This window comes from Rhizobacter sp. P3_C12 (genome assembly GCF_056402735.1).
The window spans coordinates 15,253-29,721 of the sequence record NZ_JBFUGW010000052.1 but is presented as its reverse complement, the minus strand read 5'-3'; the positions used below and the strand labels follow the sequence as shown (position 1 = coordinate 29,721).

At 69.6% G+C, this 14,469-nt stretch carries 18 protein-coding genes; 12 read left to right on the top strand and 6 right to left on the bottom strand.

What is annotated here, in order from left to right:
• The 3 genes from AC1DXV_RS11210 to AC1DXV_RS11200 all read right to left on the bottom strand — a co-directional run.
• A partial coding sequence (locus tag AC1DXV_RS11210; protein ID WP_477933584.1) for a metallophosphoesterase family protein occupies positions 1 to 269 on the bottom strand: 269 nt, incomplete at its 3' end.
• 28 nt (positions 270 to 297) lie between these two features.
• Positions 298 to 1,257 (bottom strand): ornithine carbamoyltransferase, encoded by a 960-nt coding sequence (gene argF, locus AC1DXV_RS11205; protein WP_477869973.1) that lies wholly within the window; start codon positions 1,255 to 1,257, stop codon positions 298 to 300.
• Positions 1,254 to 2,474 (bottom strand): aspartate aminotransferase family protein, encoded by a 1,221-nt coding sequence (locus AC1DXV_RS11200; RefSeq protein WP_477869971.1) that lies wholly within the window; start codon positions 2,472 to 2,474, stop codon positions 1,254 to 1,256. Before AC1DXV_RS11200 ends, argF begins: the two co-directional genes overlap by 4 nt.
• Before the next feature lie 205 nt (positions 2,475 to 2,679).
• On the opposite strand from AC1DXV_RS11200, the gene AC1DXV_RS11195 reads away from it, so the two are divergent.
• On the top strand, positions 2,680 to 3,033 hold the full coding sequence (locus AC1DXV_RS11195; RefSeq protein ID WP_477933582.1) for a DUF3579 domain-containing protein: 354 nt from the start codon (positions 2,680 to 2,682) through the stop codon (positions 3,031 to 3,033).
• A gap of 82 nt (positions 3,034 to 3,115) precedes the next feature.
• Here the strand turns inward: AC1DXV_RS11195 and rpsT are convergent, their stop codons facing one another.
• Positions 3,116 to 3,409 (bottom strand): 30S ribosomal protein S20, encoded by a 294-nt coding sequence (rpsT, locus tag AC1DXV_RS11190; protein WP_477869969.1) that lies wholly within the window; start codon positions 3,407 to 3,409, stop codon positions 3,116 to 3,118.
• 131 nt (positions 3,410 to 3,540) lie between these two features.
• Between rpsT and murJ the strand changes: the two genes are divergently transcribed.
• The 11 genes from murJ to AC1DXV_RS11135 all read left to right on the top strand — a co-directional run bounded on the left by murJ (position 3,541) and on the right by AC1DXV_RS11135 (position 13,412).
• On the top strand, positions 3,541 to 5,097 hold the full coding sequence (murJ, locus tag AC1DXV_RS11185; RefSeq protein ID WP_477868044.1) for a murein biosynthesis integral membrane protein MurJ: 1,557 nt from the start codon (positions 3,541 to 3,543) through the stop codon (positions 5,095 to 5,097).
• Positions 5,098 to 5,106: 9 nt separating this feature from the next.
• A complete protein-coding gene (locus AC1DXV_RS11180; RefSeq protein WP_477933580.1) occupies positions 5,107 to 5,976 on the top strand; it encodes a SirB1 family protein in 870 nt (289 codons plus the stop codon).
• A 150-nt stretch (positions 5,977 to 6,126) separates the two neighbouring features.
• Positions 6,127 to 7,188 carry an AI-2E family transporter gene (locus tag AC1DXV_RS11175; RefSeq protein ID WP_477933578.1) on the top strand — a complete coding sequence of 354 codons (1,062 nt, stop codon included), beginning with the start codon at positions 6,127 to 6,129 and terminating at the stop codon, positions 7,186 to 7,188.
• Positions 7,189 to 7,195: 7 nt separating this feature from the next.
• Positions 7,196 to 7,870, top strand: coding sequence for a DnaA regulatory inactivator Hda (gene hda / locus AC1DXV_RS11170; protein ID WP_477933576.1), 675 nt, complete (start codon positions 7,196 to 7,198; stop codon positions 7,868 to 7,870).
• Entirely contained in the window at positions 7,867 to 8,538 is a 672-nt protein-coding gene (locus tag AC1DXV_RS11165) for an HAD family hydrolase (protein ID WP_047500686.1), read from the top strand. The genes hda and AC1DXV_RS11165 overlap by 4 nt, the downstream gene beginning before the upstream one ends.
• Entirely contained in the window at positions 8,535 to 10,148 is a 1,614-nt protein-coding gene (gene pcnB / locus AC1DXV_RS11160) for a polynucleotide adenylyltransferase PcnB (protein WP_477933574.1), read from the top strand. The genes AC1DXV_RS11165 and pcnB overlap by 4 nt, the downstream gene beginning before the upstream one ends.
• Positions 10,114 to 10,635 (top strand): 2-amino-4-hydroxy-6-hydroxymethyldihydropteridine diphosphokinase, encoded by a 522-nt coding sequence (locus tag AC1DXV_RS11155; RefSeq protein ID WP_477933572.1) that lies wholly within the window; start codon positions 10,114 to 10,116, stop codon positions 10,633 to 10,635. Before pcnB ends, AC1DXV_RS11155 begins: the two co-directional genes overlap by 35 nt.
• On the top strand, positions 10,632 to 10,985 hold the full coding sequence (locus AC1DXV_RS11150; protein ID WP_477873054.1) for a DMT family protein: 354 nt from the start codon (positions 10,632 to 10,634) through the stop codon (positions 10,983 to 10,985). Before AC1DXV_RS11155 ends, AC1DXV_RS11150 begins: the two co-directional genes overlap by 4 nt.
• Before the next feature lie 8 nt (positions 10,986 to 10,993).
• The gene (locus AC1DXV_RS11145) at positions 10,994 to 11,656 is read left to right on the top strand and encodes a deoxynucleoside kinase (protein WP_477873056.1); all 663 of its coding nucleotides are present in this window, start codon (positions 10,994 to 10,996) and stop codon (positions 11,654 to 11,656) included.
• A 76-nt stretch (positions 11,657 to 11,732) separates the two neighbouring features.
• A complete protein-coding gene (locus AC1DXV_RS11140; RefSeq protein ID WP_047584741.1) occupies positions 11,733 to 12,380 on the top strand; it encodes a DUF47 domain-containing protein in 648 nt (215 codons plus the stop codon).
• Positions 12,381 to 12,395: 15 nt separating this feature from the next.
• Positions 12,396 to 13,412, top strand: a complete 1,017-nt coding sequence (locus AC1DXV_RS11135) for an inorganic phosphate transporter (RefSeq protein WP_477933570.1) — start codon at positions 12,396 to 12,398, stop codon at positions 13,410 to 13,412.
• On the opposite strand, the gene AC1DXV_RS11130 is transcribed toward AC1DXV_RS11135, so the two are convergent.
• Both AC1DXV_RS11130 and AC1DXV_RS11125 read right to left on the bottom strand, forming a co-directional pair.
• The gene (locus AC1DXV_RS11130) at positions 13,413 to 13,850 is read right to left on the bottom strand and encodes an NINE protein (protein WP_477872783.1); all 438 of its coding nucleotides are present in this window, start codon (positions 13,848 to 13,850) and stop codon (positions 13,413 to 13,415) included.
• 2 nt (positions 13,851 to 13,852) lie between these two features.
• On the bottom strand, positions 13,853 to 14,395 hold the full coding sequence (locus AC1DXV_RS11125; RefSeq protein WP_477872781.1) for a GNAT family N-acetyltransferase: 543 nt from the start codon (positions 14,393 to 14,395) through the stop codon (positions 13,853 to 13,855).
• Between the last annotated feature and the right edge of the window lie 74 nt (positions 14,396 to 14,469).

The following is a 14,469-nucleotide window of genomic DNA, read 5'->3' as shown; positions in this document are numbered from 1 at the left end:
TGCGTCCAGGCGGCGGCCTCGCGTGCGTCGGGCACCATCGTCGGCTGCGCGCCCTGCACCGCGGCCGCGTCGTGGTTGCCCATCACCGCGATCGCGCCGCCGGCCACGTGGGCCTGCACGCAGTCGACCACCCAGCCCGGCTCGGCGCCGTAGCCGACGTAGTCGCCGAGGAACACGTGCTGCTGCGCGCCCTGCGCTTGCGCATGCGCGAGCACGGCCTCGACGGCCTCGCGGTTGGCATGCAGGTCGGTGATCAGGGCAAGCTTCATGCGGTCGCGTGCCGCGGGCCGGTCGGCGTCAACCGATGCGGCCCAGCAGCAGGTATTCCATCAAGGCCTTCTGGACGTGCATGCGGTTCTCGGCCTCGTCCCAGACGACCGATTGCGGGCCGTCGATCACGTCGGCGTCGACCTCCTCGCCGCGGTGCGCCGGCAGGCAGTGCATGAAGAGGGCGTCGGGCTGCGCCGCGGCCATCATCTCGCGGTCGACGCACCAGTCGGCGAAGGCCTTCATGCGGGCCTCGTTCTCGGCCTCGTAGCCCATGCTGGTCCAGACGTCGGTGGTCACCAGGTGCGCGCCGCGGCAGGCCTCGAGCGGGTCCTTGAAGACCTTGATGCAGCCGGTGTCGCTGACGCCGGCGGCCTTCGCGTCGACCTCGTAGCCCGACGGCGTGCTGACGTGCAGCGTGAAGCCGAGGATGCTCGCCGCCTGCAGCCAGGTGCTGGCCATGTTGTTGCCGTCGCCGACCCAGGCCACCACCTTGCCGGCCAGGCAAGCGAGAGCGCCGCCTTCGGTGCTCGTGCCGCGGTGCTCGATGTACGTGAAGAGATCGGCCAGGATCTGGCACGGGTGGTACTCGTTGGTCAGCCCGTTGATCACCGGCACGCGCGAGTTCGCCGCGAAGGCATCGAGCTTGGTCTGCTCGTAGGTGCGGATCATCACCAGGTCGACCATGCGGCTGATCACGCGCGCGCTGTCCTCGATCGGCTCGGCGCGGCCGAGCTGGCTGTCGCCGGTGGTCAGGTTCACCACCGAGCCGCCCATCTGGTACATGCCGGCCTCGAAGCTGACGCGGGTGCGCGTGGACGCCTTCTCGAAGATCATCGCGAGCGTGCGGTCGACCAGCGGCGTGTACTTCTCGTAGTTCTTGAAGCGCTTCTTGATGATGCCCGCGCGCTCGAACAGGTAGGCGTATTCCTCGGCGCGGAAATCCTTGAACTGCAGGTAGTGCTTGATGAGGCTCATGCCGGGCTTCATGGCGTGGCAGGGGTTTCGGACAGGAAGCGCTTGACCAGCGGGCACAGGATGGCCACGATCTGCGCCGCTTCGTCGGCGGTGAGGATCAGCGAGGGCACCAGGCGGATCACGCGGTCGGCGGTGACGCTCAGCAGCAGGCCGGCCTCGGCCGCGCGGTTCAGCAGCACGCCGCACGGGCGGTCGAGCTCGATGCCGAGCATCAGGCCCTGGCCGCGCACCTCGACGAAACCTTGCACGCCGGCCAGCTCTTTCTCGATGCCGGCCTTCAGCGCAGCGCCGACGCTGGCGGCGTTCTCGAGCAGCTTCTCTTCTTCCATGATGCGCAGCGTCTCGACGCCGGCGCGCATCGCGAGCGGGTTGCCGCCGAAGGTGCTGCCGTGGTTGCCCGGGCCGAACACGTTGGCCGCCTTCGGGCCGCAGACGATCGCGCCCACCGGCACGCCCGAGCCCAGGCCCTTGGCGAGCGGCATCACGTCCGGCTTGATGCCGGCCCACTGGTGCGCGAACCACTTGCCGGTGCGGCCCAGGCCGCACTGCACCTCGTCGAGCATCAGCAGCCAGCCGCGCTCGTCGCAGATCTTGCGGATGCCTTGCAGGTACTCGATCGTCGAGACGTTGATGCCGCCTTCGCCCTGGATCACCTCCAGGAACACCGCGACCACGTTCGGGTTCTCGGCGGCCACCTGGCGCACCGCGGCCAGGTCGTTCAGCGGCACGCGCACGAAGCCTTCGACCAGCGGGCCGAAGCCGGCCTGCACCTTGGTGTTGCCGGTGGCCGAGAGCGTCGCGATCGAGCGGCCATGGAAGGCCTTCTCGTAGACGATGATCTCCGGGCGATCGATGCCCTTGTCGTGGCCGTACTTGCGGGCGATCTTCAGCGCGCCTTCGTTGGCCTCCAGGCCGGTGCTGCAGAAGAAGGCGTTGGTCAGGCCCGAGACCTCGGTCAGCTTCGCGGCGAGCTGCTCCTGCAGCGGCACCTGGTAGTAGTTGGAGCTGTGGATCAGCTTGCCGACCTGGTCCTGCAGCGCGGCGACCAGCTTCGGGTGCGCATGGCCGACGGTGTTGACGGCGATGCCGCCCAGGCCGTCGAGGTACTTCTTGCCGTCGGTGTCCCACACCCAGCAGCCTCGGCCATGCGACAGCGCGAACGGCAGGCGACCGTAGGTCGGCATCACGTGGGGCATGGGCTGGGCGGCGGGGGCGGTGGTCGCATTCATTGCGGGAAGACTCCGGAAGTGCGCAATACCGGGCAGCAAGGGCGCCGCACGGGGCCTTGGATTCTAAGGGTCGGTCCCGCCCCGCCGATAAAGGCACAGGTGCAAGCCCCTGGCGGGCCGCGCAATGTGCTGCGGCGCAGCATATTCGCGGCACAATAGCCGGCGGCCGACCCGCCATCCGTTCGACCCCACGCCCGCAGCACGCATGACCTCACCCTTGCCCCGCGAAGTGTTCATCCAAGGCATCACCAAGGATGGCAAGACCTTCCGACCCAGCGACTGGGCGGAGCGGCTGGCGGGGGCGATGTCGAGCTTCCGCCCCGGCGGTTCGGCGGGCGGCATCGGGTCGTTCATCGGCTACTCGCCGTACTGCGTGCCGCGCGTGATCAACGGCGTGAAGTGCGTGATCGTCAGCGAGGAGCTGAAGGCGCTGGAGCCGATGGCCTGGGACTTCGTGATGAACTTCGCGCGCGACAACGACCTGCAGGTCGTCGAGGCTTGCCTGCTGCCGAACGGTCAGCTGGCGCCGGTGCCGCMGTCGGCACAGCAGGCCGCCTGATACCCTGGCCTCCAGGTTTCGCGGCACCAATGAAAAAGGCCCGCTGAGCGGGCCTTCTCACTTACCACCTGGAATCTTTCAATCAGGCTGCGAGAGCCTTGATCTTGGCCGACAGGCGGCTCTTGTGGCGAGCTGCCTTGTTCTTGTGGAACAGGCCCTTGTCAGCCACGGAATCGATGACGCCCTGGGCGGTCTTGAAGATTTCAACAGCCTTGGCCTTGTCGCCGGCGACAACAGCCTTTTGAACGTTCTTGACGACCGTACGGAACTTCGAACGCAGCGCGGTGTTGGCGGCGTTGAGCTTCACGTCCTGGCGGACGCGCTTGCGGCCCGACGCGATGCGGACCGTCTTCTTGACTTTGGAGGAGGTAGCCATTTTGTTTGCGTGATCCAGGTGGGTGGGGCAAAGACCGCGAGTATAGCATTCACATTTCGGCCCGGGCAAATCGGCAGACACCAGGTGAGCAGGCGCTACCTATAATCCGCCCGCCTTCCTGCTCCTTCCCCATGAACCTGCTGCGTGCCGCCTCCGTCGTCTCCCTGCTGACCCTGGCGTCGCGCATCACCGGGCTGGGCCGCGAACTGATGGTCGCCGCGATGTTCGGCGCCGGCGCCTGGACCGACGCCTTCCAGGCCGCGTTCCGCATCCCCAACATGCTGCGCCGGCTGTTCGCCGAAGGCGCCTTCGCGCAGGCCTTCGTGCCGATCCTCGGCGAAACCCGCACCCGCGAGGGTGACGAGGTCACGCACCTGCTGGTCAATGCGGTCGCCACCGTGCTGTTCTGGGCGCTGCTCGTCACCTGCGTGGCGGGCATGGTCGCGGCGCCGGTGATCGTCTGGCTGATGGCCTCCGGCCTCGCGCAGTTCGACGGCGCGGTCGTCATGACGCGCTGGATGTTTCCCTACATCGGCTTCATCTCGCTGGTCGCGCTGGCCGCCGGCGTGCTGAACACCTGGAAGCAGTTCGCGGTGCCTGCCGCATCGCCGGTGCTGCTGAACCTGGCGGTGATCGGCGCCGGCTGGGGCCTGGCGCCGGTGTTCCGCCGCTGGGGCATCGAGCCGATCTACGCGATGGCGGTCGGCGTGATGATCGGCGGCGTGCTGCAACTGGCGGTGCAGTTGCCCGCGTTGGCGCGCATCGGCCAGCTGCCGCGCATCGGCATGACGCCCGCGCGCATCCGCGCCGCCTGGCACCACCCGGGCGTGCACCGCGTGCTGCGTCAGATGGCGCCGGCGCTGCTGGGCGTGTCGGTGGCGCAGCTGTCGCTGCTGATCAACACGCAGATCGCGTCGCACGTCGGTGTCGGCGCGGTGTCGTGGCTGACCTACGCCGACCGGCTGATGGAGTTCCCGACCGCGCTGCTCGGCGTCGCGCTCGGCGTGGTGCTGATCCCGCAGCTGTCGGGCGCGCAGGCCCGCGCCGATGCCGAGGCCTACTCCGGCCTGCTCGACTGGGGCCTGCGCCTGGTGCTGCTGCTCGCGCTGCCCTGCGCGGTGGCGCTGCTGGTGTTCACGACGCCGCTGGTCGCATCGCTCTACCACCGCGGCGCCTTCCGGGCCGAGGACGTCGCGCAGACCGTGCTCGCGTTGCGCGGCTACGGCGTCGGGCTGATGGGGCTGATCGGCGTGAAGATCCTCGCGCCCGGGTTCTACGCCCGGCAGGACATCCGCACGCCGGTGAAGATCGCCGTGGTCGTGCTGGTGCTGACCCAGCTGATGAACCTGCTGTTCGTGCCGCAGCTCGGCCATGCCGGGCTGGCCCTGTCGATCGGCCTGGGCGCGCTGGTCAATGCCGGCTGGCTGTTCGTCGGCCTGCGCCGCGCCGGCAGCTACACGCCGTCGGCCGGCTGGGCGGGCTTCACGTGGCGGGTGCTGCTGGCGACCACGCTGCTGGGCGCCTTGCTCGGCTACGCATCGCTGAAGCTCGACTGGATCGCGCTCGGCCAGCAGCACGGCGCGCGGGCCGCGTGGCTGGCGGCCTGCCTGGGCGGTGCGGCCGTCGTCTACTTCGGCACCTTGCTCGCCACCGGGTTGAACCCCAGACAGTTCGCACGGCGAGGCTAAACTGCCCGGATGGCCCGTCCGTTGCAGTTCGAAGCGCCCACCGTGCTGGAGTATTTCGCGTCGCTGGTGGCGGATGACGCCAGCCTGTCGCTGACCGAGGCGGCCGTCGCGATCGGCCAGGACGACGATCCCGGGCTCGACGCCCAATCGGTGCTGGCCGAGATCGACCAGCTCGCGCTGCGCCTGAAGCAGCGCGTCCCGGCCGATGCCGTGCCGCTGCAGCGGCTGCGCCGGCTGAACCACTTCTTCTTCAGCGACCTCGGCTTCGCCGGCAACATCAACGACTACTACGACMCCGGCAACAGCCACCTCGGCACGGTGCTGCGCACGCGGCGCGGCATCCCGATCACGCTGGCGGTGCTGTACATCGAGCTGGCCACGCAGATCGGCCTGCAGGCGCGCGGCGTCTCGTTCCCCGGGCACTTCCTGGTCAAGCTGCACATGCCGCAGGGCGAGGTGGTGATCGATCCGTTCACCGGCCATTCGCTGTCGCGCGACGAACTCGACGAGCTGCTGGCGCCGTACCGCCAGAGCAACGGCCTGGTCGGCGATTTCGACGTGCCGCTCGGGCTGTTCCTGCAGGCCGCGCCGGCGCGCGACGTGCTGGCCCGCATCCTGCGCAACCTGAAGGAAATCCACCGCACCAGCGAAGACTGGCCGCGCCTGCTGCAGGTGCTGAACCGGCTGGTGATCCTGCTGCCCGAGGCCTGGGAGGAGTGGCGCGACCGCGGCCTCGCCCATGCCGAGCTCGGCATGACCCACGAGGCGCTGCATGACCTGGACCACTACCTGGCCCATGCGCCGTCGGCGCCCGACCGCACGGCGATCCGGGCGCGCGTGGCCCGGCTGCGCAGCGCCGGGCCGCGGCGCCTGCACTGAGAGGGTGAGAGCAGGCCCCGGCCTGGCAACGATCCCGGCCGTTTGGGGGCGCGTCCGCCCCGGCCCTTAGAATTTGCCGCTTCCTGCCGGCACCGCCCACCCCGGGTCTCGCTTTCAAAACTGAGCAAGCCGGCATCACCGACACCGTCGATGCAACTCTCTCCCGCGCAGCGTCAAACCCTTTCGTGGCTCGCCATCGCCCTGGTGGGGCTGGTGCTGGTGTGGCTGCTGGCGCCGGTGCTGACGCCGTTCATCGTCGGCGCGGTGCTGGCCTATGCGCTGCACCCGCCGGTCGAGCGGCTGGCCGCACGCGGCGTGCCGCGCGTGCTGGCGGTGCTGGGCGTCGAGGTGCTGGCGCTGCTGCTGGTGCTGACGGTGCTGCTGCTGATCGTGCCGATCCTGTCGAAGGAGCTGCCGCTGCTGCGCCAGCAGGTGCCGCTGCTGATCGACCGCTTCAGCCAGTGGGCGACGCCGTGGCTCGCCCAGGTGGGCATCCACGCGCAGCTCGACACCGCGAGCCTGAAGGAATTCATCGTCCAGCGGCTGGGCGACAACATGGAGGAGTGGGCCGGCACGGTGCTCAGCTCGGCGCGCATCGGCGGCAGCTTCCTGCTGGCGATCGTCGGCAACGCGGTGCTGATCCCGGTCGTGCTGTTCTACCTGCTGATGGACTGGCCGCACCAGGTGGCGCGCCTGGAGGGCCTGATCCCGCCGCGCCTGCAGCCGGGCGTGCGCAGCTTCATGGACGAATGCGATGCGGTGCTCGGCCAGTACCTGCGCGGCCAGCTGCTGGTGATGGGCATCCTCGCGGTCTGCTACAGCATCGGCCTCGCGCTGTTCGGCTTCGACCTCGCGGTGCCGGTGGGCGTGTTCACCGGGCTGGCGGTCTTCATTCCCTACCTCGGCTTCGGGCTCGGGCTGGTGCTGGCACTGCTGGCCGGCACGCTGCAGTTCGCGAGCGCCTACGGGCTGATCGCGGTGGCGGTGGTGTACGGCTCGGGCCAGGTGCTGGAGAGCGTCTACCTGACGCCGCGCCTGGTCGGCGAGCGCATCGGCCTGAGCCCGCTGACGGTGATCTTCGCGCTGCTCGCGTTCGGGCAGCTGTTCGGCTTCGTCGGCGTGCTGATCGCGCTGCCGCTCAGCGCGGTGATGGCGGTGGCGGCCGGGCGCGTGCGCGCCGCCTACCTCCACAGCAAGCTGTTCCGCGGGTGACCGGGCGATGCGCCAACTGCCCTTGTTGATTGCCAGCGACCCGGCGCACACCTTCGAGACCTTCGTCGTCGCCGGCAATGCGCTGGCACTCGCCCACCTGCGCGGGCTCACCCGCCAGGCGGCGCCGGTGCTGCTGTGGGGCCCGCCGGGCGCCGGCAAGACGCACCTGCTGCGCGCGCTCGCGAGCTCGGTGCAGCAGCAGGGCGGGCGCGTCAGCTGGTTCACCGCGGGCGATGACCTCCCGTGGCTGTTCGACGAGGGCGACATGCTGATCGTGCTGGACGACTGCGATGCGCTCGACGAGGCCGGCCAGCAGGCGGCGTTCGCGCTCTTCGTGCAGGCGACGACGCACGGCATCCCGGTGGCGGCGGCGGCCCGCGTGCCGCCGATCGACCTGCCGCTGCGCGAGGACCTGCGCACCCGGCTCGGCTGGGGGCACATCTTCGCGATCGAGCCGCTCGGCGAGGCCGAGGCCCGGGGCGCGCTGCGCCGCGAGGCCGACCGGCGCGGCATCTTCCTCTCCGACGACGTGATGGACTACCTGCTGACGCGCTTCTCGCGCGACCTGAAGCACCTGATGAAGCTGCTCGACCGGCTCGACGAATTCGCGCTCGCGCACAAGCGGGGCATCACGGTGCCCTTGCTGAAGCAGATGCTCAGCGAGGAGGGCGGGCTGTCATGAACCTGTGCCTGTTCGACCTCGACCACACGCTGATCCCGCTCGATTCCGACCATGCCTGGGGCGAGCACATGCTGCGCCTGGGCTGGGTCGAGACGGAAGAATTCCGCCGCGCCAACGATGCCTTCTACGTGCAGTACCAGGCCGGCACCCTCGACATCCACGAATACATCGAGTTCGCGACCCGCGCCTGGCGCGATCGCCCGGCGGCCGAGCTGGCGGCCGCGCAGGCCGGTTTCATGCGCGAGGTGATCGCCCCGGCGATGCTGCCGGCGGCCATCGCGCTGGTGCGCGACCACCAGGCGCGCGGCGACCTGGTGGCCATCGTCACCGCCACCAACGAGTTCGTCACGACGCCGATCGCCCGGGCGTTCGACGTGCCCCATCTGCTCGCGGTGGAGCTGGAGCGCGGCCCGACGGGTAACATCACGGGCCGGATCCACGGAACACCTTCGTTTCGAGACGGCAAGACGACCCGCACCCGCGAGTGGCTGGCAGGCCTCGGGCATCGGTTGCAGGATTTCGAACGCATCAGCGTCTACAGCGATTCGCCGAACGACCTGCCGCTCCTGGAGTGCGCCACCGATCCGGTGGCCACCAATCCCTCGCCGACGCTGGAAACCCTGGCGCGCGGGCGAGGCTGGCGTGTACTACAACTATTCACCCAATGATCAAGAAGTTCATTGACAAGCTGCTGGGCAAATCCAGCACCCCGATCGCGGTGCCCAAGGGCAAGCGCGTCGAAGTCCCCGCCAGCGAGCACGGCATCGACCCGGCGCTGGTCGACGAGAACGCGGTGCGCGTGGTGCAGACCCTCGCCGATGCCGGCTACGAGGCCTACATCGTCGGCGGCGCGGTGCGCGACCTGCTGGTCGGGCTGCGGCCGAAGGATTTCGACGTCGCCACCAACGCCACGCCCGAGCAGGTCAAGAGCCTGTTCCGGCGCGCCTTCATCATCGGCCGGCGTTTCCGCATCGTGCACGTGGTGTTCGGCCGCGGGCGCCAGGATCGTGGATTCAGCGAGGTGATCGAGGTCTCGACCTTCCGCGCGATGATGGACGCCGCGGCGTCCGAGCAGGTCAGCGGCAACGAGAAGACCTCGAAGAGCGAACTGGCCGGCAAGACCCATGCGGTCGATGCGGCCGGCCGCGTGCTGCGCGACAACGTCTGGGGCCCGCAGATCGAGGATGCGGCGCGCCGCGACTTCACCGTCAACGCGATGTACTACGACCCGCAGCGCCAGGTCGTCGTCGACTACCACGGTGGCATCAAGGACGCGAAGAAGAAGGTGCTGCGCATCATCGGCGATCCGGTGACCCGCTACCGCGAAGACCCGGTGCGCATCATTCGCGTCGTGCGCTTCGCGGCCAAGCTCGGCTTCACGATCGACCCGAAGACGCGCGCGCCGATCCGCGAGCTGGCCGCGCTGCTCGACAGCGTGCCGGCCTCGCGCACCTTCGACGAGATGATCAAGCTGCTGCAGACCGGCCACGCGCTGGCCAGCATCGAGGAGCTGCACAAGCAGGGCCTGGCCGGCGCGGCGCGCGGGCTGTTCCCGATCCTCGACGTGATGCTCGACGATGCGCAGAAGCACCCGGCGCGCCAGAAGTTCGTGCAGCTCGCGCTGGCCGACACCGACCGCCGCGTCGCCGAGAGCAAGCCGGTGGCGCCGAGCTTCATGCTCGCCTGCATGCTGTGGCACGAGGTGCTCGACCGCTGGCTGCGCCTGAAGAAGGGCGGCGAGGCGCCGTTCCCCGCGCTGCAGCAGGCGATCGACGCGGTGTTCGATGCGCGCATCGGCGACATCTCCGGCCGCGGCAAGCTGGCCGGCGACATGCGCGAGATCTGGCTGATGCAGCCGCGCTTCGAGCGCCGCACCGGCAACGGCCCGTTCACGCTGGTCGAGCAGCCGCGCTTTCGCGCCGCGTTCGATTTCCTGCGGCTGCGCGCCGATGCCGGCGAGATCGAGGCCGAGCTGGCGCGCTGGTGGGAAGACTTCTCGCTGGCCGATCCGGACGAGCGGCATCGCCTGATGCAGGGCACGCGCGAGGGCAAGCGCGAGGCACCGCGGCGCGCGCCGTCGTCCGGCCCGCGCCCGGCCGCCGCGCCGCGTGACCCTGCGCCGCACGACGAGTCGCCCGACGATCTGGCCGGCGAGGCCGAGGCCGCCGAAGGAGAGGGCGGCTCGGCCGAGCCCGCCCGCAAGCGCCGCCGCCGCCGCCGCAAGCCGGGCGGTGGTGCCGGCGATGCGCCTGCCACCGGCGGCAATGCCGGCGAATGAGCCCGACGCCGAACGGGCCTTCGTCGGCCTGGGCGCGAACCTGGGCGATGCCCGCGCGACGCTGACCCGGGCGCTGGCCGAGCTGGCCGCGCTGCCGGGCATCGAGGCGCTGCAGGCCTCGCCGCTGTACCGCACGCAGCCGGTCGATGCGCAGGGGCCTGATTTCATCAATGCCGTCGCACGGCTGCGCACCACGCTGTCGCCGCTGGCATTGCTCGCCGGCCTGCAGGCCATCGAGGCGGCGCATGGCCGCGAGCGGCCGTACCGCAACGCGCCGCGCACGCTCGACCTCGACCTGCTGCTGTACGGCGAGCAGGTGATCGACCTCCCCACGCTGGCCGTGCCGCACCCGCGCATGCACCTGCGGGCCTTCGTGCTCGCGCCGCTGGCCGACCTGGCACCCGACCTCTTCATCCCCGGACAGGGCCGCGTCGCGGCGCTGCTGGCCGGCCTCGACCCCCAACCCCTCTCCCGGATCGACCCATGAATGCCATCCCCGTGTCGGTGCAGACCGTCGTGCTGCTGATCGCGTCGAACGTCTTCATGACGGTCGCCTGGTACGGCCACCTGAAGAGCCTGGCCGACAAGCCGTGGTTCGTCGCGGCGCTGATCAGCTGGGGCATCGCGCTGTTCGAGTACCTGCTGCAGGTGCCGGCCAACCGGATCGGCTATGCCGGCGGCTTCTCGCTGGCGCAGCTGAAGATCACGCAGGAGGTCATCACGCTCGGCGTGTTCGTGCCGTTCGCGATGATCTGGATGGGGGAGCCGTTCAAGCTCGACTACGTGTGGGCCGGGCTGTGCCTGGTGGGCGCGGTCTACTTCATCTTCCGCTCGTGAATGTTCCGATGAGCGCGGGCCTGGAGCGCTTCCGGCACATCGCGATCGAAGGGCCGATCGGCGTCGGCAAGAGCTCGCTCGCGCGCCGGCTGGCCGCCCACCTCGGGGCCGAGACGATGCTGGAGCAGGCGGGCGAGAACCCGTTCCTGGAGCGCTTCTATGCCGACCAGCCCGGCTACGCCTTCCAGACGCAGGTGTTCTTCCTGTTCCAGCGGCTGCGCCAGGTGCGCTCGCTGGCGCAGCCGGGCATGTTCTCGCAGGCGGTGGTCAGCGATTTCGTGTTCGCCAAGGATGCGATCTTCGCGCGGCTGAACCTGAGCGACGAGGAGTACGGGCTGTACAGCCAGATGTATGGCCAGCTCGCGCCGCAGGTGCCGCAGCCCGACCTCGTGGTCTGGCTGCAGGCGCCGACCGCGACGCTGCAGCAGCGCATCCAGCGCCGCGCGATCGCGATGGAGCAGCGCATCGCCGCCGACTACCTGCAGCGCCTGGCCGACGCCTACGCCACCTGGTTCGAGGGCTTCGACGCGGCGCCGGTGCTGGCGATCGACACCGAGCACTTCAACCCGATCGAGCGCGAGGCCGACTGGCGCGCGCTGCTGGACCGGCTGGCCGGCTTCCAGGGCCCGCGCGAGTTCTTCGACCCCGGCGCGCAGCCCCGGCTGGCCTGAACCGCCCGGCTACACTGCGCCCAGTGAAAATTTGGTGACAGCGCGACGACGGCGCGGCCGATCCCAGGAGACCCCGATGCTGTTTGGCAAGCTGCTGCCGCGCGAAGGCAATTTCTTTGAGCTGTTCAACCAGCACGCCGCGTTCATCGTCGAAGGCGCGCGCGCCTTCATCGCGATGATCGAGAACTACAACGACCTCAACCTGCGCGAGAAGCATGCGAACGAGGTGGTGGCCGCCGAGCGCGCCGCCGATCGCATCACCGCCGAGGTCAACCGGCTGCTGCACAAGACCTTCATCACGCCGATCGACCGCGAGCAGATCCATGGCCTGATCAACGCGATGGACGACATCGTCGACCTGCTGCAGGACGCCACCGAGACCATGCAGCTGTACGACGTGCGCACGATGACCGAAGAGGTGCTGCGCCTCGGCGACCTGAGCGCCAAGTGCTGCGAGCGCGTGCAGCACGCGGTGTCGCTGCTGCCGCGGCTGAACCAGCACGACGCGAGCGAGGCCGCGATCAAGACCTGCGAGGAGATCGACAAGCTCGAGTCCGATGCCGACCGGGTGATGCGCGCCGCGATGTCGAAGCTGTTCCGCGAGGAGAAGGACGTGCGCGAGCTGATCAAGCTGAAGGCGATCTACGAGCAGCTCGAATCGATCTCCGACCGCTGCGAGGACGTGGCCAACCTGATCGAGGGCGTGGTCCTCGAGAACTCCTGATCCGGCGGGCCCCCGATGCAATCGGTCCAGGTCGCCTTCTGGGTGGTGGCGCTGCTGGTGGCGCTGGCCATCGTCTTCGATTTCATGAACGGCTTCCACGACGCGGCGAATTCCATCGCCACCGTGGTGTCCACCGGCGTGCTGAAGCCGCAGCAGGCGGTCATCTTCGCCGCGTTCTTCAACGTGCTGGCGATCTCGGTGTTCCACAACCTGACGGTGGCGGCCACCGTCGGCAAGGGCATCGTGSTGCCGGGCGTCGTCGACCATCACGTGGTGTTCGGTGCGCTGATCGGCGCGATCGTCTGGAACGTCGTGACCTGGTGGTACGGCATTCCGTCGAGCTCGTCGCATGCGCTGATCGGCGGCATCTGCGGTGCGGTGATCGCGAMGGCCGGCATCGGCGCGCTGGTCGGTGGCGGGCTGCTGTGGATCGTCGCCTTCATCTTCATCTCGCCGGCGCTCGGCTTCCTGCTGGGTTCRCTCGCGATGGTGGCGGTGGCCTGGATCTGCCGGCGCAGCTCGCCGCTGCGCGTGGACAACTGGTTCCGCCGGCTGCAGCTGCTGTCGGCCGGGCTGTACAGCCTGGGCCACGGCGGCAACGACGCGCAGAAGACCATCGGCATCATCTGGATGCTGCTGATCGCCACCGGCTACGCGGCGGCCGATTCGAAGGCGCCACCGGGCTGGGTGATCGGCAGCTGCTACCTGGCGATCGGGCTGGGCACGATGTTCGGCGGCTGGCGCATCGTGCTGACGATGGGCCAGAAGATCACCAAGCTGAAGCCGGTGGGCGGCTTCTGCGCCGAGACCGGCGGTGCGATGACGCTGTTCCTCGCGACCGCGCTGGGCATCCCGGTGTCGACCACGCACACCATCACCGGCGCGATCGTCGGCGTCGGCTCGGTGCGGCGCGCGTCGGCGGTGCGCTGGGGCGTGGCGGGCAACATCGTGTGGGCGTGGATCTTCACGATCCCGGCCGCCGCCTTCGTCGCCGCCATCGCCTACTGGGTCAGCTTCACGATGTTCCCGTGATCACTGGCTGATCTTTCGCGCTTCCTCGACCTGGTACTCGAAGTAGCGCTGGCCGCCGAACGCGATCGTCGCCATCAGCACGGTGGCGCCCAGCAGCAGCGCGATCACGACGCCGATCACCGCCGCCCAGCCGGCCGGGTTGACCGGCTCGCCGCGGTTGAAGCGCAGGCTCCACTTCTCGTCGGGCATCAGGCCGTAGACGATGGCGGCCAGCATGGCCGCGGCGATCGCGATGCCCAGCAGCGGGATCAGCGCCCACGAGAGCGGGTCGTCCTGGCCGATGCGGATCACGCGCAGCACGCCGTAGGCGCCGATCAGCGTCGGCACCGGCCAGAGCCAGGCCCACACGTCGCGCGGGCCGTGCAGGTAGAAGCGGTGCAGCCCGAGGCTGCCGCCGACCAGCGCGATCCAGGTCGCGAGCGTCTTCGATTTGGTCATGCTCACTCGCCCGCCGCAGGCGGCACGGCATCGCCGGTGCCGAGCGCGCGCTGCATCAGCACCACGTCGAGCCAGCGCTCGAACTTCCAGCCGGCGGACTTCAGCAGCCCGGTGTGCTCGAAGCCGAGGCTGCGGTGCACGCCGATCGATCCGGCGTTGGCCGAATCGCCGATCACCGCCAGCATCTGGCGCGCGCCGAGCGCCTCGCATTGCGCCATCAGCGCGGCCAGCAGCTGCTTGCCGGCGCCCTGGCCGCGGGCGGCGTCCGACAGGTAGATCGAGTCCTCGAGGCAGAAACGGTAGGCGCGGCGCGGGCGGAAGTGGTTCGCGTAGGCGTAGCCCAGCACCTCGCCGCGGCGCTCGGCGACCAGCCACGGCAGGCCCTTGGACAGCACGTCGTCGCGGCGGCGGGTCATCTCGGCGAGGTCGGGCGCCTCGAGCTCGAAGGTGCCGGTGCCGTGCAGCACGTTCCAGCCGTAGACGGCGGTGATGGCGGGGAGATCGGCGGCCGTGCTGGCGCGAATCGTGATGGGGCTCTCGGACATGATGGCTGGCGGGGGTGGTCTGGCGAGTTTATAATGCCGGGTTTCGGTGACGGTCGACCCGGAGGGTTGGCGTA